The following is a 17,971-nucleotide window of genomic DNA, read 5'->3' on the forward strand; positions in this document are numbered from 1 at the left end:
AGGGGCATCTCACGTGATTGGGAGGGCATCTCACGTGATCAGGCGGGCATCACGTGTGATTGAGCGGGCATCACTCGTGATTGGGCAGTCGACTCGCGTGATCGGAGGGTCGACACGGCGGGGACCCGGGCCGGCGCCGTGTCGGCCCCGCAATCACCCGTGATGCCCCTCCAATCACGAGTGATGCCTCTCCAATCACACGTGATGCCCCTCTGGTCACGGGTGATGCCCCTCTGATCACGGGTGATGCCTGGCCGGTCAGCGGTGGTGGCGGGTTACGTGCCACGAGTACCACGTGTGGGCCTGCGCGTCCGTGAGTGAAGCGACCTGGTCGATCACCACCCGCAGCAGCCCCGCGTCGTCGCGGGCGGTGTTCCACGCCGGGACGAACAGCGGGTCCAGGGACTCCGGCGCCCGCCGGGCCAGCGCGTGGACCAGCTCCACCAGCAGCTCGCGCTGCCCCTCCTGCATCGCCAGCCGGCGGCGGTCGCTCATCACGTACCGCAGCGCCAGTGCCTTGAGCAGCGCCACCTCCGCCGCGACCTGCTCCGGGACGCACAGCCGCGCCCGGTAGCGGCCCAGCGGCCCCTCGCCGAACTCGGCGCGGGTGCCCGTGACCGCCGCCGTCGTGAAGCGGCCGACCAGCTCGCTCGTCAACCGCTTCAACGCCACCTGCGCGCCCGGCGAGCCGTCCGGCTCCGCCGACGTCAGTGCCGCCACCACCGGCAGCGCCAGCAGCTCCGCCGCCGCATCCTCCAATGTGGACACCGACTGCGCCGAGAAGTGCTTGGCCGCGGCCTCGGCGACGGCCGCGCGCTCGTCCGGGTGGGCGAGCACGCGCAGCTTGATCCGCCCGGCCAGCACGCCGTCCTCGACGTCGTGCACCGAGTACGCGACGTCGTCCGCCCAGTCCATGATCTGGGCTTCCAGGCACGTCCGCTCTTCCGGCGCCCCCTCGCGGACCCAGGAGAACACCGGGACGTCGTCGGCGTACACGCCGTACTTCACCTGCCCCGGCTTGCGCGGCCACGGGTACTTCGTGGTCGCGTCCAGGCACGCGCGGGTCAGGTTGAGCCCCACCGGGTCGCCCTCGGCGGAGAGGAGCTTCGGCTCCAGCCGGGTGAGGATGCGCAACGTCTGCGCGTTGCCCTCGAAGCCGCCGCACGCGGTGGCCACCTCGTCGAGCGCGCGCTCGCCGTTGTGCCCGAACGGCGGGTGCCCGATGTCGTGCGCCAGCCCCGCGGTGTCGACGAGGTCCGGGTCGGCGCCCAGCTCCTCGGCGATGCCCCGGCCGATCTGCGCGACTTCCAGCGAGTGCGTCAGCCGGGTGCGCGGGACGCCAGTGACCTCGGCGCCCTCCCCCGGCCCGACCACCTGGGTCTTGCCGGCGAGCCGCCGCAGCGCCGCCGAGTGCAGCACGCGGGCCCGGTCGCGGGAGAACGCGCTACGCCCGTCCGCGCGCGTGCCGGGCAGCGCCGCGCCCTTCGCCGGTTCCGGCAGCAGGCGGGCGGTGTCGTGCTCGGTGTAATCCACCCGGCCAGCCTAAACGCGGCCACCGACAAAAAGCTCAGCCGAGGAACGTGGCGAAGAGGTCGTCGGCCGGGGTCTTCGTCAGCCGGTAGTACAGCAGCGCGCCGGTCTCGCGGACGATGTAGCGCACCTGTGTGACGCGCTCCTGCACGATCGGCCCGCTGTGCGTCGGCGCGGTCCAGGCGTCCAGGCCCAGGTCGTCGGCCATCGTCCGGGCCCGGAACGAGTGCCACGGGTCGCTGACGAGCACCGCCGTGTGCCAGCCGCGCCCCTGGACCTGGTCCGCGACCGCCCGGAGGCTGCGCAGCGTGTCGCTGCCCTCCCCGACGGCCAGCGTCGCGGACGCGGGCACGCCGTGCCGGGTCAGCCAAAGCTGGCCGGCCCGGGCTTCGGTGAAGTTGTCCTCGGCCTTCTTGCCGCCCGCGGTGACGATCGTCTTCGCGACGCCCGCGTCGTAGAGCTGCTTCGCCTTGACCAGCCGCGCCGCGTAGATGTCCGACGGCTTGCCGTTGTACTGCGCCGCGCCCAGCACCACGATGACGTCGGCAGGCGTCCGGTCGTTCTCGCGCGCGACCTGCCAGACGCGGAACGCCGTGCCGCCGACGAGCGCGAGCAGCATGAGGACCGTGCCGAAGGCGATCCGGCGTGCCCAGCTCGCGCGCGTCGGTTTGGTGCGTTCAGCGGTACCCACCCGGCCCATCTTGTCAGAAGGCCACCGGCCGCTCAGAGCCAGCCGCGCTCCTCCGAGACCCGCACCGCTTCGGCCCGCGTCCGGGCGCCGGTCTTGCCGATCGCGGCGGACAGGTGGTTGCGCACGGTGCCCTCCGACAGGTGCAGGGCCCGCGCCACGTCGGCCACCGTGCTGCCGTCCTTGGCTTCCCGCAGCACATCCCGCTCCCGCCCCGTGAGCGGGCTGGCGCCGGTGGCCAGCGACTCGGCGGCCAGCGCCGGGTCCACCACCCGGAGTCCACTGTGGACTCGCCGGACGGCTTCGACGAGCTGCTCGGGCGGGGCGTCCTTGACGACGAACCCGGCCGCGCCCGCCGCCATCGCGCGGGCCAGGTAGCCGGGCCGCCCGAACGTCGTGCAGATGATCACCCGGCACGACGGGAGCGCGGCCCGCAGGTCGGCCGCCGCCTCGAGGCCGTCCTTGCCCGGCATCTGCACGTCGAGCAGGGCGACGTCGGGCTTGGCCTCGCGCGCGGCGGCCACCACCTCGTCGCCGGAGCCGACCTGCCCGACCACCTCGATGTCGTTCTCGAGGCCGAGCACGGTCGCCAGCGCGCCGCGCACCATGGCCTGGTCGTCGGCCAGCAACACCCGGATCAAGCGAGTCCTCCCGCGGGTTCGGCGCGCACGGCCGGGGCGGCCGCGCGAGGTTCCGGCTGCGGGACCTCCGCCCGCACCAGCAATCCTCCCCCGGGCCGGGCCGACGCCCGCAGGGTGCCCCCGACCGCGTCGAGCCGCTCGGTGAGGCCGCGCAGGCCGTTGCCCGGGAGGACCTCGGTGGCCGTGCCGTCGTCCTCGACCTCCAGCCAGGTGTCCCCCAGCTTCACCTTGACCAGCTTGGCGCCGGAGTGCCGCAGCACGTTCGTCACGGCTTCGCGCAGCACGTACCCGAAGACGCTCTGGAGCTCGGGCCGCACGTTGTCGACCGCGTGCGGCAGGTCGGCGTCGATCTCCGCGGCCCGCAACGCGGCCCGGGCGCCGACGATCTCGGCCGACAGCGACACCTCGCGGTACTCCGACACCGTCGCGCGTACGTCGGAGAGCGCGCTGCGCGTCAAGCCCTCGACCTCACGGATCTCCTCGACCGCCCGCGGGATGTCCCCCGAGCTTTCCAGCACCCGCCGGGCCAGCCCCGCCTTCACGGTGATCGTGGTGAGGCTGTGCCCCAGCAGGTCGTGCAGGTCGCGGGCGACGCGCTCGCGTTCGTTCGCCACGGCGAGCGTGGCGATCTCCTCGTTGGCCAGCTGCAGCCGCCGGACCGCCCGGACCAGGCTGGACATGAAGAACATCGCCATCGTCACCGACGCGACGGTGACCAGGTCGCCCCAGCCGTCGGCGAACCGGCCGGTCACCAGCAGGATCACCGCGGCGACCAGCAGCGCCGCGCCGTCGAGGAGCACCACCCACGCCAGCGGCAGCAGGAACACCAGCGCGGCGGTGCCGTAGAGCAGGACGAACGGGTTGGCGTGCGTCGCGGCGACCACGGCCAGGCCCAGGACGAGCATCCACACGCTGTAGGCGAAGCGGAACGGGCGGCCGCGGTCGAACGCGATCGGGAAGAGTGCGTAGGACACCGCGACGCCGTAGACGAGCACCCACAGCACCACCACGCCGGGCGTCACCCGGTCCACGGCCAACAGGTTCTTCGTCACGGGGATGAGGTAGGGCAGGGTGAACACGATCGACAGAAACGGCCACCGGAGCTTGTCGGGCCCGCTCCTGCCCCGGTTGGGCGGCGGGTCCTCCCACCACGTCTCGTGGTTGCCCAGCCCGTACTTCTGCGCCTCGTCCTTGACCATCGCCGTTCCCATTCCCCTGTCCCCGGCCTTCAGACCCGGGCGCTGTCCTTACGGTAACGCCTGATCACCAGGGCTCCGAGCACGACCGTCCACGCCCCGAGCACGCCGGCGGCCGTCGGCAGCGAGACCACCATGTCGCTGGTCACGGCGGGTCGCGCGACCTGCAGCACCCAGTACGTCGGCATGATCTGCGCGACGTCGTGCATCCAGCCCGGCATCGACTCGATCGGGATCCACAGGCCGCCGAGGAAACCCATGCCGAGGGTGACGATCATGTTGACCGGCTGCATCGAATCGGGCGTGCCGAACTGGCCGAGCAGCAGCCCGAGCAGGACCAGCGGGATCGTGCCGAGCCAGACGCCGGCGAAGATCCGCACCCAGCCCGCGGCGTCGAGGTGCACGCCCTCGACCGCGACGGCCAGCAGCGGCACGAGGATCAGCGCCGGCAGCCCCACGAGCATCCCGGAGATGCCCTTGCCCGCCAGGTAGCCGGTGCCGGTCAGCGGGGTCAGGCGCAGCTGCCGCTGCCAGCCGAGCGCGCGTTCCAGGGCGAGCCGGGCCCCGCTGTTCGTCGCCGCGGCGAACGTCCCGAACGTCATCATGTTGATCATGATCACGGCGGCGACCGCGGCGTGGTCCGGTGCGTCCGACTTCGTGAAGACGTTGGCCTGCAACAGGAACATCAGCACGGGGAACGCGACGACGAAGATCAGGAACCGCGGCGCCCGGAAGTTCCGGCGGATCTCGGTGAGCAGGTAGGCGGCGTTCATCGCACGGACTCCGGGGTCTCGTCGGCGGTCAGGGAGAGGAAGGCGCCTTCGAGGCCGACGGCGCCGATCTCGACGTCGTGCACGGCGGGCACCGCGGCCTTGAGCGCCCACAGCGTCGCGTCGGAGTCGCCGGTGGAGATCGCGACGCGGTCGCCGCGCAGCTCGAACTCCTTGACGCCGGGCAGCGCCGCGACGACGGCTTCGGTGGCGCCCGGGACGGCGGCCCGCAGCGTGCGGCCACCGGCCAGCGCGCGGACCTCGGCGACGCTCCCGTCGGCGACGACGCGGCCGCGTCGCATCAGCACGACGCGGTCGGCGAACTCCTCGGCCTCTTCGAGGTAGTGCGTGGCGAACAGGACCGTGCGGCCGGACTCGGTGAACGAGTACATCGACTGCCAGAACTCGCGCCGGGTCCCGACGTCCATGGCGGCCGTGGGCTCGTCGAGGATCAGCAGGTCGGGGTTGCTGACCAGCGCGACGGCGAACCGCACGCGCTGCTTCTGGCCGCCGGACAGCTTGTTCGCACGGCGGCCGGCCAGTTCGTCGATCCCGGCGGCGCGCAGGGCCTCGGCGACCGGCATCGGCTTCCGGTGCAGCGCCGCGACCATGCCGACGGTCTCCCCGACGGTCAGGTCGTCCATCAGGGCGCCGCCCTGCAGCATCGCGCCGATCAGGCCGGCCCGGACCGCGTCGATCGGCTTGCGCCCGAACACGCGCACGTCGCCGGTGTCGGGGCTCGTGAGGCCGAGGATCATGTCGACGGTGGTGGACTTGCCGGCGCCGTTGGGGCCGAGCAGGGCGACCACTTCGCCCGGGGCGATCGTCAGGTCGACGCCGTCGACCGCGTGCACGTCCCCGTAGTGCTTGCGCAGGCCGGTGAGGTGGACCGCGGCCCCCGCCGCCACCGCCTGGGGTGCTGTTTCTCGCATGCCCCCAGGCTGCCGCTCCGGCCGCCCACGTCCCCAGATCGTGCGTCACGACCTGGCCGTGACAGGTGTCAGGGGTCCGCCGGGCCCGGAGAGCCGTGAAGGCCGCCTTACCGGCATCTTGAGCCGGTGAGGCGGCCTTCACGGACCTTCGAAGCGGGTCAGCAGCCGATCAGGCGGCCGGCCAGGTAGGACTCCAGCTTGTCGATCGCGACGCGCTCCTGGGCCATGGAGTCGCGGTCGCGGACCGTCACGGCGTCGTCCTCGAGGCTGTCGAAGTCGACCGTCACGCAGTACGGCGTGCCGATCTCCTCGTGCCGGCGGTAGCGCTTGCCGATCGAGCCGGCGTCGTCGAAGTCGACGTTCCAGTGCTTGCGCAGCAGCTCGGCGACGGCCTTCGCCTTCGGCGTGAGGTCGGCGTTGCGCGACAGCGGCAGCACCGCGGCCTTGAACGGCGCCAGCCGCGGGTCGAGCTTCAGCACCACGCGCTTGTCGGTGCCGCCCTTGGCGTTCGGCACCTCTTCCTCGTAGTACGCATCGATCAGGAACGCCATCATCGACCGGCCGACACCGGCCGCCGGCTCGATGACGAACGGGCGGTACCGCTGCTTCGACGTCGGGTCGAAGTACGACAGGTCCTGCCCCGAGTGGTTCGAGTGCGTGGTCAGGTCGAAGTCGGTGCGGTTGGCGATGCCTTCCAGCTCGCCCCACTCCTGGCCCGCGTTGAACGCGAAGCGGTACTCGATGTCGACGGTGCGCTTCGCGTAGTGCGAGAGCTTTTCCTTGGGGTGCTCGAAGTGCCGCAGGTTGCCGGCCTTGATGCCGAGGTCGGTGTACCACTTCGTGCGCTCGTCGATCCAGTACTGGTGCCAGGTCTCGTCCTCGCCCGGCTCGACGAAGAACTCCATCTCCATCTGCTCGAACTCGCGCGTCCGGAAGATGAAGTTGCCCGGCGTGATCTCGTTGCGGAACGACTTGCCGATCTGGCCGATGCCGAACGGCGGCTTCATCCGCGACGTCGTCTGGACGTTGGAGAAGTTGACGAAGATGCCCTGCGCGGTCTCCGGGCGGAGGTAGTGCAGGCCTTCTTCGGACTCCACCGGGCCGAGGTAGGTCTTCAGCATCATGTTGAAGTCCCGCGGCGCGGTGTACTCGCCGCGCGTGCCGCAGTTCGGGCACGGCACGTCGGACAGGTCGTCCTCGGTGGTCGCCTTGCCGCTACGCGCCTCGTACTCCTCGGCGAGCTGGTCGGCCCGGAACCGCTTGTGGCACGAGAGGCACTCGATCAGCGGGTCGGTGAACACGTTGACGTGCCCCGAAGCCACCCACACCTGGCGCGGCAGGATCACCGAGGAGTCGAGGCCGACGACGTCGTCACGGCCCTGGACCACGGTCTTCCACCACTGGCGCTTGATGTTGTCCTTGAGCTCGACCCCGAGCGGCCCGTAGTCCCACGCCGAGCGGGTACCGCCGTAGATCTCTCCGCTGGGGAAGACGAAACCACGGCGCTTGCACAGGCTGACTACGGTATCGATGGTGTTCGTGGGCACTCCACGCTCCGGAAGCATGCGGGGACGGTTATCGGACTAGAACGTCCAGGGTATCCGCCGGGGCCCAGGGCTTTTCGCGCAGGCTACGGCCGGGACACCAGCGACGCCGTCACGACCCGGTTGTCCTCGTAGCCCTCGCTGCCGCCGACGTACTCGCCGCCGCAGGTGACGAGGAGCAGCTTGTGCGGGCCGTCCGGGTCGAACAGCTGCTCCGAGCGCCCCGCCAGCTCGGACTTGTGGATCGTCTCGGTCGCGTCGACCCGGTAGACCCAGGCCCCGCCCGCGGCGTCGGTCAGCTTGACGTCCTGCCCCTGCTTGACCTGCCACAGCTCGGTGAAGGGACCCTTTTTGCCCTTCCAGTTCACGTGCCCGGACAGCAGGGCGACGCCGTGGTCGGCGCCCAGCTTCGCGCCCCACCACGCGGCTTCGTCGAGGCCTTCGGGGATCTTGAGGGCGCCGGTGTCGTCGAGGTCCTCCTGGACGAGCTTCGCGGCGCCACCCCCGGGCAGGGACAGCTTCGCGGGCGCCTGGCCGGTGTCCTGTTTCGCGGGCTGGTCCGCGGCCGCCACCGGCGTGGGTGCGCCGTTCGCACCGGCGGGTTCATCCTTTCCGGTGAAGATCAGCAACGTGGCGACGAGCGCCGCGACCAAGAAAGCGCCGGCCACGCCGACGATCCACCAGCGGCCGGGGCCCTGCTTCCGCTCCGCCGGGTTCTGCTCCTGCATGCGCCTGTGCTCCTTCGCTGTCGTGCCGTTGCGAAGAGACACATGCGCCGGCGGGCGCGGGAGGTTGCACCGGATCATGCCGCGACCGGCTCCGCACTTTCACGTGAAAGTGCGGCTTTGCGGCGCAAAGCGGGTGGTTCGGGCGGCGTCGCGTCAGCCCGTCGGGCGGGTCACCAGCTTGGCCGTCACCAGGCGGTTCTCGTCGTAGCCCTCGGTGCCGCCGACGTAGTCGCCCCCGCAGGTCACCAGGACCAGGCGGTGCGGGCCGTCCTGGCCGAACCACTTCGCCGCCTGCTCCGGCAGCGTCTCCTTCGGAAGCGTCACCAGGCCGTCGACGCGGTAGACCCAGCGGCCGCCCCGCGCGTCGACCACGCTCACCTCGTCGCCCTCGCGCATGCGCCAGAGCTCGTCGAACGGCCCCCGCTGCCCTTCCCAGTTCACGTGCCCGGACAGCAGCGCCGCTCCCTGGTCCGCGCCCAGCTTCGCGCCCCACCAGGCCGCGTCGCCCAGGCCGCGCGGGATCGGGAGCACGCCGCGGGCGGTGAGCTCCGTCCGGACCAGGCGGGCGGTGGCGCCGCCGGGCAGCCGGACCGTGCCCGGGCGCTGCTGCGCGGCGGACTCGCTGTCCGCGGGCAGCACGGCCGGGGCCGCGTTCTCCCCCGGCAGCGAGCCGGGCGGTGGCGCGGCGGCCTGCGTGACCGTCGGCGGCAGCCAGGTCAGCACGATGACGCCGGCCGCGAAGGCGGCCACGGCCAGCGCCGCCGAGACGGCGGCCAGCCCGGTGCGCAGCACCTAGTCCGTCCCGGACTTGCGCCGCCTGCCGAGCAGCAGTGCGACGGCCCCGAAGAACACCCCGCCGAAGAGCAGCCCGATGCCGAGCGGGATGCGCGAGCCGTCCCCGCCCGTGTCGGGCGCGGCCGCGCCGAGGTACCCGGCCGGGACCTGCGTCGGCACCGGGGCCTGCGTCGCGCCCGTGCCGCCGCCGGTGCTGCCCGCGGCCTTCGCGACGAAGCCCTTCGGCACCGAGCAGCTGACCCCGCCGAGCACGATGTTCGTCTGGACGTCCTGCAGCGCGGCGCCCGCCGCGTCCTTGACGTGGGTGGTGATTTCGACGCGCCAACCGGCGACGGCGGTGTAGTCGCCGCCCCGCCAGCCGTCCTGGCGGATCAGCTGGTCGAACGCGCCGACGCGGGTCAGCCTGAGGTCGGAGAGGGTGGTGTCCTTGCTGGCGTTCGTGATGTCGCCCGGCGGGCCGAGCCGCAGGTTCTTCAGCTCGAGACCGGCGGTGCCACCGGGCATCGGGACGATGCCGAGCCCGCCGTCCTGGCGCACCCACAACCGGGTCACCGACGACGTGCCGGTCAGCTTCGACGGCGCGGTGCAGTCCACCGCCGTCTTCGCGCCTTCGAGCACGAGCACGGTGTTGTCGGCCGGCTTCTCGCCGCCCTGCCAGTTGTCACGCAGCGCGTAGCTGGTTTCGGCGACGGCGGTCGGCACGGTGGTCGCCTGCAGCGCGGCGACGACGTTGTGGTCCCGGCTCGCGACGCCCGCCGGGTAGGGGTTGCCGTTGGTGTAGCGGCCGAGGTCGATCTGGTAGTGCCCGCCGAAGGTGGCGCGCTCGCCGTCGTCCTTGGGGACCGTGACGCGATCCGTGCCGAGCTTCGACTGGCCGGGCAGCAGCGGGGAGCGCTGGGTCTCGGTGATCAGGGCACCGCCGTGCTGGCCTTCGCCGCCGATCCGGACCGACGCGATGTTCGCGAACGAGACCGGCCCGGTCTTCTCGTCGACGGCCTGGCTCTGCGCGCCGGCCACCCCCGCGCCGACCAGCGGGAAGAGGACGGCCGTCAGCGCGGCGGCCTTGAGTGCGAAACGGGTCATGTCTCCCCACTGCTCTGTCCGGGCGGGTCGCCAGCGTACGAGAAGCGACGAAACGCTCCGCGACAACCTTGCACCGTCGGCCACTACATGCGAAGCCGAAGAGGCAATATCCCACGAACTCACCCGAATGGGCCAGTCCGACCGGCCGTAATCCGCAGAGCGCGATGACGGGGCGGGTGCTACCCGGGGGAACACTAGGATGGGTGGCGCCGTTATCGGCAATGACTACGGAATTCATGGTCGCCGGCGGCGATGACGAGCAGCGTGGAGGCGGGAATGGCGACAGTCACCGGAGGTGGCGCCCAGCCGGGCCTCGCGGAGTGCGCACCCGCGGCGGCCGGGGCACCGGCACACCCGCCGTCGTCGGTCCTGATCGACGCCGGTGACCTGCTGCGCGCGCTGGCGGCGCCGGTCCGGATCGCGATCGTGCTGCAGCTGCGCGCGGCCGACCGGTGCGTGCACGAGCTGGTCGACGCCCTCGACGTCGCCCAGCCGCTGATCAGCCAGCACCTGCGGGTGCTGAAGACCGCCGGGGTGGTCGAGGGCGAGCGCCGCGGCCGCGAGGTCGTCTACCGGCTCGCCGACGACCACCTGGCGCACATCGTCGTCGACGCCGTCGCCCACGTGCAGGAAGGAAAGTGATGAACGCCGTCGCCCCGCGCGGCCAGGCCCCGGTGCCCGGGCGCCGATCCACCCGCCAGCGGGCCGCGGTCGTCGAGCTGCTGAGCGCCGTCGACGACTTCCGGTCGGCCCAGGAACTGCACGACGAGCTGCGCAAACGCGGCGACGGCATCGGCCTGACGACGGTGTACCGCACGCTGCAGTCCCTGTCGGAGGCGGGCGAGATCGACGTGCTGCGCACCGACTCGGGCGAGGCGATCTACCGGCGCTGCTCCGCGCACCACCACCATCACCTGGTGTGCCGCCTGTGCGGCCGCACGGTGGAGGTCGAGGGGCCGGCGGTGGAGCGCTGGGCGGAGAAGATCGCGGCCGAGCACGGCTTTTCGGAGATCTCGCACACGGTGGAGATCACCGGAACCTGCGCGGAGCACTGACCCCCCGAGCGCGGCTCAGTACTCGTACGGGTCCTTCGGGGCCGGGACCGTCGTCATCGAAGCCAAGGTGAAGTCCGGCGTGTAGTTGTTGTCCTTCGTGGCCGTGCCGGGGACGACCTGGCCCGTCACCTGGATCCACGCGTCGCTCGCGAGGTGGTCGGCTTCGCCGCCGCGGAGGCGGACCGTCACCGGGAACGCGTCCGCCGCGCAGCAGCTGATCACCAGGCGGGCCAGCAGCGTGCGGCCGCCGGTGTGCACGATGAAGCCGGTCAGGGAGACCGTGCGGTTGTCGAGGGTGCCCGCCGCGTCCCAGCCCGCCCGGCTGACGAACTCGTTCACCGTCAGCGGCACGACGTTCCCCGTGGGCAACGGCGGGAACGCGGCGGCGTTGGCGGCGGCCGCGCTCGCCGGGACCCGCGCTTCGGTGCGGAGCACCGAGTCCGCGCCCAGGGCGGGCGGTGCGACGAGGAAGACCGCCAGCACGGGCACCAGCAGCAGCCACGCGGGCCGCGCCGAGTGGGAGTGGCCGTGGTCCGGCTCGACGGCGGCCTTCGCCCGCGCGGCCAGGAGATCGCGCACGATGGCGACGGCCCCGAGCAGCACCATGACCGCCCCGCCGGCGATGACCCACGGCTGCTGCGCCGGCTTGACGTAACGCAGGTAGTCGCCGTTGACCGCGATCTTGACCAGCGCGCCGCCGAGCAGGATCAGCAGGATGTTCTGGGTTTCGCGTTTCACGCCGCCTCCAAGGTCGACGAGGGGCGGCCGGCCACGCGGGCCGGTGAGAGGGGCGGCGAATCGCCCGGTTCCCGGCCGGCACCCGCCCCCGGCATCGACCGCGGACCGCCGCCGAACCCGGCAAGCCGCGCGGCGGCCGCCAAGTCGCGACCCGCCAAAGACTCCCGGTCCACGCCCGAACCCCGGCGGCCGCCAAACCCGCCGAGCCCCACGCCGACCGGCGACTCGTGGTCAGCCGAAGACTCCCGGCCGACGCCCGAACACCGGGAGCCGCCAGACCACAACCGCCGCGCGGCGGCCGACAACTCGCGGTCCGACAGAGACTCCCGGCCCACACCCGGACCCCGGAAGGAACCGGACCGCAACACCGACCCGGCAAGCACGAACCCCTTGCCCACCAACGGCTTCCGGCCCGGCCGGACACCCGTCATCATCACGCCACCCCCACCAGCAGGCCGGCCACCACGGCGCACGCCACCGCCACCACGAACGTCGCCGGGGCGAACCGGGTCGCGAACGACTTGCCGAACGTTCCCGCCTGCAGCGCGAACAGCTTCACGTCCACCGCCGGGCCCACCACCAGGAACACCAGCTTCGGCAGCATCGGCAGCGCCGTCAGCGAAGCCGCCACGAACGCGTCCGCCTCGCTGCACAGCGCCAGCACCACCGCCAGCACCGCCATCACCGCGATGCCCAGCACCAGCTGCTCGCCCAGCGCCCCGAACCAGCTGGCCGGCACCAGCACGTTCAGCGCCGACGAAATCAACGCCCCCAGCACGAGGAAGCCGCCCGCCTCGACCAGGTCCGTGCGGGCCGTCTCGGCGAACACCCGCCACCTCTGGCCGCTCGCCACCTCCGGCAGCCGCCGCAGCGCGCGGGCGGTGATCCACTCCAGCTTGCCCCAGCGGGCCCACAGCCAGCCCATCACCATCGCCGTCGCCAGCGAACCCGCGAAGCGCGCCAGCACCATCTCCGGCCGGCCCGGGAACGCCACCGCCGTCGCCACCAGCACCACCGGGTTCACCGCCGGTGCCGCCAGCAGGAACGTCAGCGCCGCCGCCGGTGCCACGCCCTGGCCCATCAGCCGGCGCGCTACCGGCACCGACGCGCACTCGCAGCCCGGCAGCGCGACCCCGGCCAGACCGGCGACTCCGACCGCCGCGCCGGCTCGCCGGGGCAGCACCTTCTCCAGCACCCGGGCCGGCACGAACGCCGCGATGGCCCCGCTGATCAGCACGCCGAGCACGAGGAACGGCAGCGCCTGCACGCAGACCGCGACGAACACGGTCGAGCCCGTGCGCAGCGCGGGCACGTCGAACGCCTGCTGCAGCCAGCCCTGGGCGAGGATCGCGACCAGCAGGATCGCGCACAGCACCTCGACGGAGCTGATGCGGAACCGGCGGGTGCGCCGAGCCGAGTCGGAAACCATGTTCACGACGGCGATGATGCCAGCACGGTCCGACAGCGAGAGCGCCGCACGGCCGCCAACGGTCGAAAAGTGCCGGATTCCGGCCGGAATTCGCCGTTCGCGGCGAGAACACACCCCAGGTGGGTTACTCGCCGGGCACGATTCCCGGCAAATCGGTCCGCAGCTGCGACGCCGTCGACACGACCAGCATCAGCAACGTCCCGAGCGCCGCCACGTCGAGGCCCGCCGCCGGGAACGCGTACCGCAGGGTCACGTCCACGCCGTTGTCCGAGTGCCCGACACCCAGCGTCCCGAACAGCCCCTGGCCCGCCCGCTCGGCGACGGCGATCGACAGCTCCGGCCCGTCCGGGAGGTCCCAGCCGACCACGCAGGTCAGCGTCAGCACGGTGAGGCCCTCGCCGAGCCGGGTCGCCTGGATGACGCACGGGACGTCGCCGTGGGCGAACGTCAGCGCGCCGTCGTCGTCGACGTGCACCTCGAGGTAGCGCTCGAGGGACTCCTTCGCCTGCGTCAGCAGCTCCGCGGTCTCGGCCGCTTCGGTCGCGCTCATGACGAAGCCTGGTCGACAGCGCCACCGAAACGGCGATCCCGCTTCGCGAACTCCAGGCACGCGCGCCACAGGTGCGTCCGGTCGAAGTCCGGGAACAACGTGTCCTGGTAGACCATCTCGGCGTAGGCCGACTGCCACAGCAGGAAGTTCGACGTCCGCTGCTCGCCCGAGGGCCGCAGGAACAGGTCCACATCCGGCATGTCCGGCTGGTACAGGTACTTGCCGATGGTCTTCTCGGTGACCTTCGCGGGGTCCAACCGGCCGTCCGCGACGTCCCGCGCGATCCGCTGCATCGCGTCACCCAGCTCGGCGCGGCCGCCGTAGTTGACGCACATCGTCATGTTCAGCGCCGTGTTGTGCTTGGTCTTCTCCTCGGCCGCCTGCAGCTCCTTGATCACCGACGCCCACAGCTTCGGCCGCCGCCCGGCCCAGCGGATGCGCACGCCGATCGAGCCGAGGTAGTCGACCTGACGGCGGATCGTGTCGCGGTTGAAGCCCATCAGGAACCGCACCTCTTCGGGGCTGCGCTTCCAGTTCTCCGTCGAGAACGCGTACACCGAGAGCCACTTGACGCCGATCTCGACCGCACCGGCGGCGACGTCGATCATCACCGCTTCCCCGCGCTTGTGGCCTTCGATCCGCGGCAGGCCGCGCTGGTTGGCCCAGCGGCCGTTGCCGTCCATGACCAGCGCGACGTGCTTCGGGACCAGCTCGCGCGGGATCTCCGGCGGGACCGCGCCGGACGGGTGCGGATCCGGGGCCCGCAGCTCGTACCGCGACGCCTTGTTCTCGCGTCCCCTGCGCAGCACTGCGAGCCTCCCTGGATGGGTGAAACCGATCAGGCCCGACCCTACTGCCCGCGCACCCCCTATCCTTCGGGGGTCCGGGTGGCGGAGCCCCCGGCCCGGGGCGAAGCCCCGGATCTCACCACGGTCTCCCGGGCGCGTCGCTCGACCAGGGGAAGGGACCGGAGCTGACGCTCCAGATGCCACTGCAGGTGCGCCGCGACCAGGCCGCTCGCGTCGCGGCGGGTGCCCGGCAGGGTCGCCTCGGCCAGCGGCCATTCGCCGTGCAGGAGGGCGGTGAGCAGGTCGAGGACCTCGGGCGCGGGGTGCACGCAGCCGGGCACGCGGCAGTCCTGGCACATCGAGCCACCGGCCGTGACGCTGAACGCGACGTGCGGGCCCGGCAGGCCGCAGCGGGCGCACTCGGTGAGCGCGGGCGCCCAGCCGGCGTAGGACATCGCGCGGAGGAAGAACGCGTCGAGCACGAGGGACGCGTCACGCTCCCCGGCGGCGAGGGACCGCAGTGCGCCGCAGACGAGGAGGTAGAGCTTGAGCACCGGTTCGCCCTCTTCGGCCGAGAGCCGGTCCGCGGTTTCGGCGATCGCGCTGGCCGCGGTGTAGCGCTGGTAGTCGGCGACCAGCGGGAGCGCGAACGCGTCCACGGTCTCGACCTGGGTGATCACGTCGAGCGTGCGGCCGGTGTAGAACTGCACGTCGACGTGGCCGAACGGCTCCAGCCGGGCCCCGAACCGCGAAGACGTCCGCCGCACGCCCTTCGCGACGGCGCGGACCTTGCCGTGCCGGCGCGTGAGCAGGGTGACGATCCGGTCGGCCTCACCCAGCTTGTGCGTGCGCAACACCACCCCGGTGTCGCGGTAGAGGTTCACCACCCCGACATCGTCCCACTTGTGGGCGACGCCGGGGTGGAGCGCCCCGCGTAATCAGCAGTAGTAGCCGTAGCAGGTGCTGACGGCCACGGCCGAGGCGATGATCGCGATGATCGCCACGACGCAGCCGATGCTGCCCAGGATGGTGGAGATCAGGCAGAGCGTCTTGGTGGTGCGCGACGCCTGCTCCGCCATCATGTAGTTGCCCTGCATCTTGTACGTGCCGACCTCGTTCGACTTCATGATCGCGAAGATGCCGAGGATGAGCCCGCCCAGGAAGAGCGAGGCGATCGCCCAGCCCTTGTAGTCCTTGATGGCGTTGATGTCGCCGCCACCGCCGGGCATGCCGTAGCCGGGGGCGCCGAAGCCGCCGGTCGGGGGCTGGCCGTACGGCGCGGGCTGGCCGTAGGGCGCGGGCATCCCGCCCGACGGCGGGCCGTAGCCGGGCTGCTGCTGCTGCGGGAATCCGCCGGACTGCGGCTGCTGGCCGTAGGGCGGCTGCTGCTGGCCGTAGGGATTGGTCATGAACTGGTACCCCAATTACTCGTGAACGTCCGCCGGGTCGTACCCGGTGGCGGTGCGGAAAGAAGTGTCAGTGGTGTGGCGGCTGGTTCGGCGGCTGGCCGAACTGCCCGGGGTCGATCTTCTGCGTCTCGCCGGCTTCGCCGTGCGCCTCGGGCCGCAGCATCTGGGTGCGCTCGGCCTGCTCGTCGAACGCGGACCCGCCCCCGGCGGGTGCGTCCGGGCGGAGCATCTCGGTGCGCTCGACCTCGTCGAAGGCCGACCCGCCCGGCGGCGGGGCGAGCGGCTGGCCCGGCTGCGGCTGGGCGAAGCCACCGGACTGGGGCTGCTGCGGGAAACCACCGGAGGACGGCTGCTGCGGGAACCCTCCCGGCTGCGGCTGGCCGAAGCCCCCGGACTGGGGCTGGTCGAAGCCCCCGGACTGGGGCTGGTCGAAGCCGCCGGACGGGGGCTGCTGGGTGAACCCGCCGGGCTGCTGGCCGAACTGGCCGGGCTGTTGCCCCGGCGGCGGGTAGCCACCGGCGAACGGCTGGGCGCCGGGCCGGCCGAACGGCGGCTGGCCGGGAGTCGCGTCGGCCAGCACCACCACGGAGGTGACGATCTTGTCCGCGAAGGTCTGGCTCTTGTCGTCCCAGAGCGGCCACAGGTAGCCGACGTAGCAAGGGAGACCGTCGACGATGTGGCAGAGGTCGCGAAGGAACGCGGTGCCGGCGCCGACCGGCTGCCCGGTCTGCTCCGATACCAGCTTGATCCCGAGGATGCGCTTGCCCAGCGACTGCCCGGTGTTGCCCTGCTGGATCCACCGGTTGTAGATGGACCAGCCGAGACCGATCAGGCCGCCCAGGCCGTACAGGGCGAAGCCGATGGGGCGTGCGCCGCTGAAGGTCAGAATCGCCGCGAGGATGTAGACGACGATGATCGGCGCCTGGTCGATGATCAGCGCGCCGGCACGCTGGCCCCAGTTCGCGTAGTTCTGAGGTGCACCGAAGGGAGCTCCCGGCGGGCCGAACGGCGCGGGCTGCCCGAAGGGCGCCTGCTGGCCATAAGGCGGCGCCTGACCGGGCGGCGGCTGTCCGAACGGCTGCTGGCCGCCGGGCTGCTGCCCGAACGGCTGCTGACCGTAGGGATCGGTCATCTGGGTATCCCCCTCGCTGGTCACTCCACCGCACGGTTCGTGCGGAACCGGTGCGAATGTACGGCACTGGTCCGCGGGAGCGTACTCGGTTCACCTGCGGCCGCGCCGCCCAGGCGTCCACTGTCCGGGTGAACGGGACGAGCCTCCGACGCGGTGCGTGGCGAAGCGGTTCCCGTCCGTCGAAATCAGACGCGCAGGCCGGTGAACGGGGCGAACGGGAGGTTGCGGATGACGAACCAGACGGCGAACACGACGCCGACGGTCAGCGGGGTCCAGCGCCAGTGCAGCCAGCTGTTCACCCAGCGGCCACGCAGCCGCCCGACCGTCCAGGCGACCGTGCTCCAGACGAAGAGCAGGATGAACACGAGCGACACGGCGTTGTAGTGCAGGGCCGCGGGGAGGTCGCCGTGCATCAGGCTGTACGCCATCCGCATGCCGCCGCAGCCGGGGCAGTCGATGCCGAACAGCGCCTTGGTCGGGCAGACGGGGAGCCAGCCGCCGGGGGTGGTCGGGTCGCCGATCAGGACGGCCGCGCAGCAGACGCCGAGCCCGCCGACGACGGCCATCGGGGCGCCGAGGGCGCGCAGCGTGGCCTTCGCACCGCGGGCCGGGTGTCCCGTGTAGACGGTCGTCATGGCACCAGCGACCAGAAGGAGACGCCGACGAGGGCGAACATGACCAGGACGAACACCAGGTAGAGGGCGATCAGGATGCCGAAGGAGATCGCCGACCACATCGCCCACTTGCGCGCTTCGTCGGCGGCCCGGTGCGCTTCGGCGTGGAAGCCCTGGAACCACAGGGAGTTGACCTGGCTCGCCTTCACGATGGCGACGATACCCAACGGCAGGCAGCACATCACCGTCGACAGGATCGCCCAGACCAGGTTGTTGTCCGGCGGCGGCCCGTAGTTCGGCACCCACCCGTGGGGCGGCGGGTACTGCTGGTAGGGGTGGGTCACCGGGA

General features: G+C 72.0%; 21 protein-coding genes. 2 read left to right on the top strand and 19 right to left on the bottom strand.

What is annotated here, in order from left to right; genetic code table 11:
* Positions 1-258: 258 nt before the first annotated feature.
* From ACZ4TR_RS16800 to ACZ4TR_RS16845, 10 genes are all read right to left on the bottom strand, one after another.
* Complete coding sequence (locus ACZ4TR_RS16800; RefSeq protein WP_465287862.1) at positions 259-1,533, bottom strand: deoxyguanosinetriphosphate triphosphohydrolase; 1,275 nt, start codon at positions 1,531-1,533, stop codon at positions 259-261.
* Between the two features lie 34 nt (positions 1,534-1,567).
* Positions 1,568-2,221, bottom strand: a complete 654-nt coding sequence (locus tag ACZ4TR_RS16805) for a YdcF family protein (RefSeq protein WP_364520452.1) — start codon at positions 2,219-2,221, stop codon at positions 1,568-1,570.
* 32 nt (positions 2,222-2,253) lie between these two features.
* Positions 2,254-2,859: a response regulator transcription factor gene (locus ACZ4TR_RS16810; RefSeq protein ID WP_364717473.1), complete on the bottom strand. Its 606-nt coding sequence runs from the start codon at positions 2,857-2,859 to the stop codon at positions 2,254-2,256.
* Positions 2,856-4,070: a sensor histidine kinase gene (locus ACZ4TR_RS16815; RefSeq protein WP_465287863.1), complete on the bottom strand. Its 1,215-nt coding sequence runs from the start codon at positions 4,068-4,070 to the stop codon at positions 2,856-2,858. Before ACZ4TR_RS16815 ends, ACZ4TR_RS16810 begins: the two co-directional genes overlap by 4 nt.
* Before the next feature lie 17 nt (positions 4,071-4,087).
* Positions 4,088-4,828, bottom strand: coding sequence for an ABC transporter permease (locus tag ACZ4TR_RS16820; protein ID WP_465287864.1), 741 nt, complete (start codon positions 4,826-4,828; stop codon positions 4,088-4,090).
* A complete protein-coding gene (locus ACZ4TR_RS16825) occupies positions 4,825-5,757 on the bottom strand; it encodes an ABC transporter ATP-binding protein (RefSeq protein ID WP_465287865.1) in 933 nt (310 codons plus the stop codon). Before ACZ4TR_RS16825 ends, ACZ4TR_RS16820 begins: the two co-directional genes overlap by 4 nt.
* Positions 5,758-5,915: 158 nt before the next feature.
* Positions 5,916-7,304: a glycine--tRNA ligase gene (locus ACZ4TR_RS16830; RefSeq protein WP_465287866.1), complete on the bottom strand. Its 1,389-nt coding sequence runs from the start codon at positions 7,302-7,304 to the stop codon at positions 5,916-5,918.
* An 83-nt stretch (positions 7,305-7,387) separates the two neighbouring features.
* On the bottom strand, positions 7,388-8,029 hold the full coding sequence (locus ACZ4TR_RS16835) for a class F sortase (RefSeq protein WP_465287867.1): 642 nt from the start codon (positions 8,027-8,029) through the stop codon (positions 7,388-7,390).
* A 153-nt stretch (positions 8,030-8,182) separates the two neighbouring features.
* Positions 8,183-8,821, bottom strand: coding sequence for a class F sortase (locus tag ACZ4TR_RS16840; RefSeq protein WP_364517441.1), 639 nt, complete (start codon positions 8,819-8,821; stop codon positions 8,183-8,185).
* On the bottom strand, positions 8,822-9,907 hold the full coding sequence (locus ACZ4TR_RS16845; protein ID WP_364517440.1) for an LPXTG cell wall anchor domain-containing protein: 1,086 nt from the start codon (positions 9,905-9,907) through the stop codon (positions 8,822-8,824). It lies immediately after the preceding gene.
* A 276-nt stretch (positions 9,908-10,183) separates the two neighbouring features.
* On the opposite strand from ACZ4TR_RS16845, the gene ACZ4TR_RS16850 reads away from it, so the two are divergent.
* On the top strand, positions 10,184-10,549 hold the full coding sequence (locus ACZ4TR_RS16850) for an ArsR/SmtB family transcription factor (protein WP_465287868.1): 366 nt from the start codon (positions 10,184-10,186) through the stop codon (positions 10,547-10,549).
* A complete protein-coding gene (locus ACZ4TR_RS16855; protein WP_364517436.1) occupies positions 10,549-10,962 on the top strand; it encodes a Fur family transcriptional regulator in 414 nt (137 codons plus the stop codon). Before ACZ4TR_RS16850 ends, ACZ4TR_RS16855 begins: the two co-directional genes overlap by 1 nt.
* Positions 10,963-10,977: 15 nt before the next feature.
* Here the strand turns inward: ACZ4TR_RS16855 and ACZ4TR_RS16860 are convergent, their stop codons facing one another.
* The 9 genes from ACZ4TR_RS16860 to ACZ4TR_RS16900 form a co-directional block, all read right to left on the bottom strand.
* Complete coding sequence (locus ACZ4TR_RS16860) at positions 10,978-11,700, bottom strand: TIGR03943 family putative permease subunit (RefSeq protein ID WP_465287869.1); 723 nt, start codon at positions 11,698-11,700, stop codon at positions 10,978-10,980.
* 433 nt (positions 11,701-12,133) lie between these two features.
* Positions 12,134-13,129 carry a permease gene (locus ACZ4TR_RS16865; protein ID WP_465288125.1) on the bottom strand — a complete coding sequence of 332 codons (996 nt, stop codon included), beginning with the start codon at positions 13,127-13,129 and terminating at the stop codon, positions 12,134-12,136.
* A gap of 124 nt (positions 13,130-13,253) precedes the next feature.
* Positions 13,254-13,679 carry a YbjN domain-containing protein gene (locus ACZ4TR_RS16870; RefSeq protein ID WP_364517433.1) on the bottom strand — a complete coding sequence of 142 codons (426 nt, stop codon included), beginning with the start codon at positions 13,677-13,679 and terminating at the stop codon, positions 13,254-13,256.
* Positions 13,676-14,488, bottom strand: coding sequence for an isoprenyl transferase (locus ACZ4TR_RS16875; protein WP_465287870.1), 813 nt, complete (start codon positions 14,486-14,488; stop codon positions 13,676-13,678). Before ACZ4TR_RS16875 ends, ACZ4TR_RS16870 begins: the two co-directional genes overlap by 4 nt.
* Before the next feature lie 59 nt (positions 14,489-14,547).
* Entirely contained in the window at positions 14,548-15,354 is an 807-nt protein-coding gene (gene recO, locus ACZ4TR_RS16880; protein WP_465287871.1) for a DNA repair protein RecO, read from the bottom strand.
* Between the two features lie 51 nt (positions 15,355-15,405).
* Positions 15,406-15,876, bottom strand: a complete 471-nt coding sequence (locus ACZ4TR_RS16885; RefSeq protein ID WP_465287872.1) for a CD225/dispanin family protein — start codon at positions 15,874-15,876, stop codon at positions 15,406-15,408.
* A gap of 67 nt (positions 15,877-15,943) precedes the next feature.
* Positions 15,944-17,008 carry an RDD family protein gene (locus ACZ4TR_RS16890; protein WP_465287873.1) on the bottom strand — a complete coding sequence of 355 codons (1,065 nt, stop codon included), beginning with the start codon at positions 17,006-17,008 and terminating at the stop codon, positions 15,944-15,946.
* Between the two features lie 185 nt (positions 17,009-17,193).
* A complete protein-coding gene (locus ACZ4TR_RS16895) occupies positions 17,194-17,643 on the bottom strand; it encodes a DUF2752 domain-containing protein (RefSeq protein ID WP_465287874.1) in 450 nt (149 codons plus the stop codon).
* Positions 17,640-17,966 carry a CD225/dispanin family protein gene (locus ACZ4TR_RS16900; protein WP_465287875.1) on the bottom strand — a complete coding sequence of 109 codons (327 nt, stop codon included), beginning with the start codon at positions 17,964-17,966 and terminating at the stop codon, positions 17,640-17,642. The genes ACZ4TR_RS16895 and ACZ4TR_RS16900 overlap by 4 nt, the downstream gene beginning before the upstream one ends.
* Positions 17,967-17,971: the final 5 nt, after the last annotated feature.

The sequence above is a fragment of the Amycolatopsis sp. NPDC028719 genome, from assembly GCF_055565395.1.

Excerpts from the sequence above, each read along its gene's own strand:
- ACZ4TR_RS16815 (WP_465287863.1), bottom strand. The coding sequence starts at position 4,070 with ATGGGAACGGCGATGGTCAAGGACGAGGCGCAGAAGTACGGGCTGGGC.
- ACZ4TR_RS16820 (WP_465287864.1), bottom strand. The coding sequence starts at position 4,828 with ATGAACGCCGCCTACCTGCTCACCGAGATCCGCCGGAACTTCCGGGCG.
- ACZ4TR_RS16825 (WP_465287865.1), bottom strand. The coding sequence starts at position 5,757 with ATGCGAGAAACAGCACCCCAGGCGGTGGCGGCGGGGGCCGCGGTCCAC.
- ACZ4TR_RS16835 (WP_465287867.1), bottom strand. The coding sequence starts at position 8,029 with ATGCAGGAGCAGAACCCGGCGGAGCGGAAGCAGGGCCCCGGCCGCTGG.
- ACZ4TR_RS16845 (WP_364517440.1), bottom strand. The coding sequence starts at position 9,907 with ATGACCCGTTTCGCACTCAAGGCCGCCGCGCTGACGGCCGTCCTCTTC.
- ACZ4TR_RS16850 (WP_465287868.1), top strand. The coding sequence starts at position 10,184 with ATGGCGACAGTCACCGGAGGTGGCGCCCAGCCGGGCCTCGCGGAGTGC.
- ACZ4TR_RS16855 (WP_364517436.1), top strand. The coding sequence starts at position 10,549 with ATGAACGCCGTCGCCCCGCGCGGCCAGGCCCCGGTGCCCGGGCGCCGA.
- ACZ4TR_RS16865 (WP_465288125.1), bottom strand. The coding sequence starts at position 13,129 with ATGGTTTCCGACTCGGCTCGGCGCACCCGCCGGTTCCGCATCAGCTCC.
- ACZ4TR_RS16870 (WP_364517433.1), bottom strand. The coding sequence starts at position 13,679 with ATGAGCGCGACCGAAGCGGCCGAGACCGCGGAGCTGCTGACGCAGGCG.
- ACZ4TR_RS16885 (WP_465287872.1), bottom strand. The coding sequence starts at position 15,876 with ATGACCAATCCCTACGGCCAGCAGCAGCCGCCCTACGGCCAGCAGCCG.
- ACZ4TR_RS16890 (WP_465287873.1), bottom strand. The coding sequence starts at position 17,008 with ATGACCGATCCCTACGGTCAGCAGCCGTTCGGGCAGCAGCCCGGCGGC.
- ACZ4TR_RS16895 (WP_465287874.1), bottom strand. The coding sequence starts at position 17,643 with ATGACGACCGTCTACACGGGACACCCGGCCCGCGGTGCGAAGGCCACG.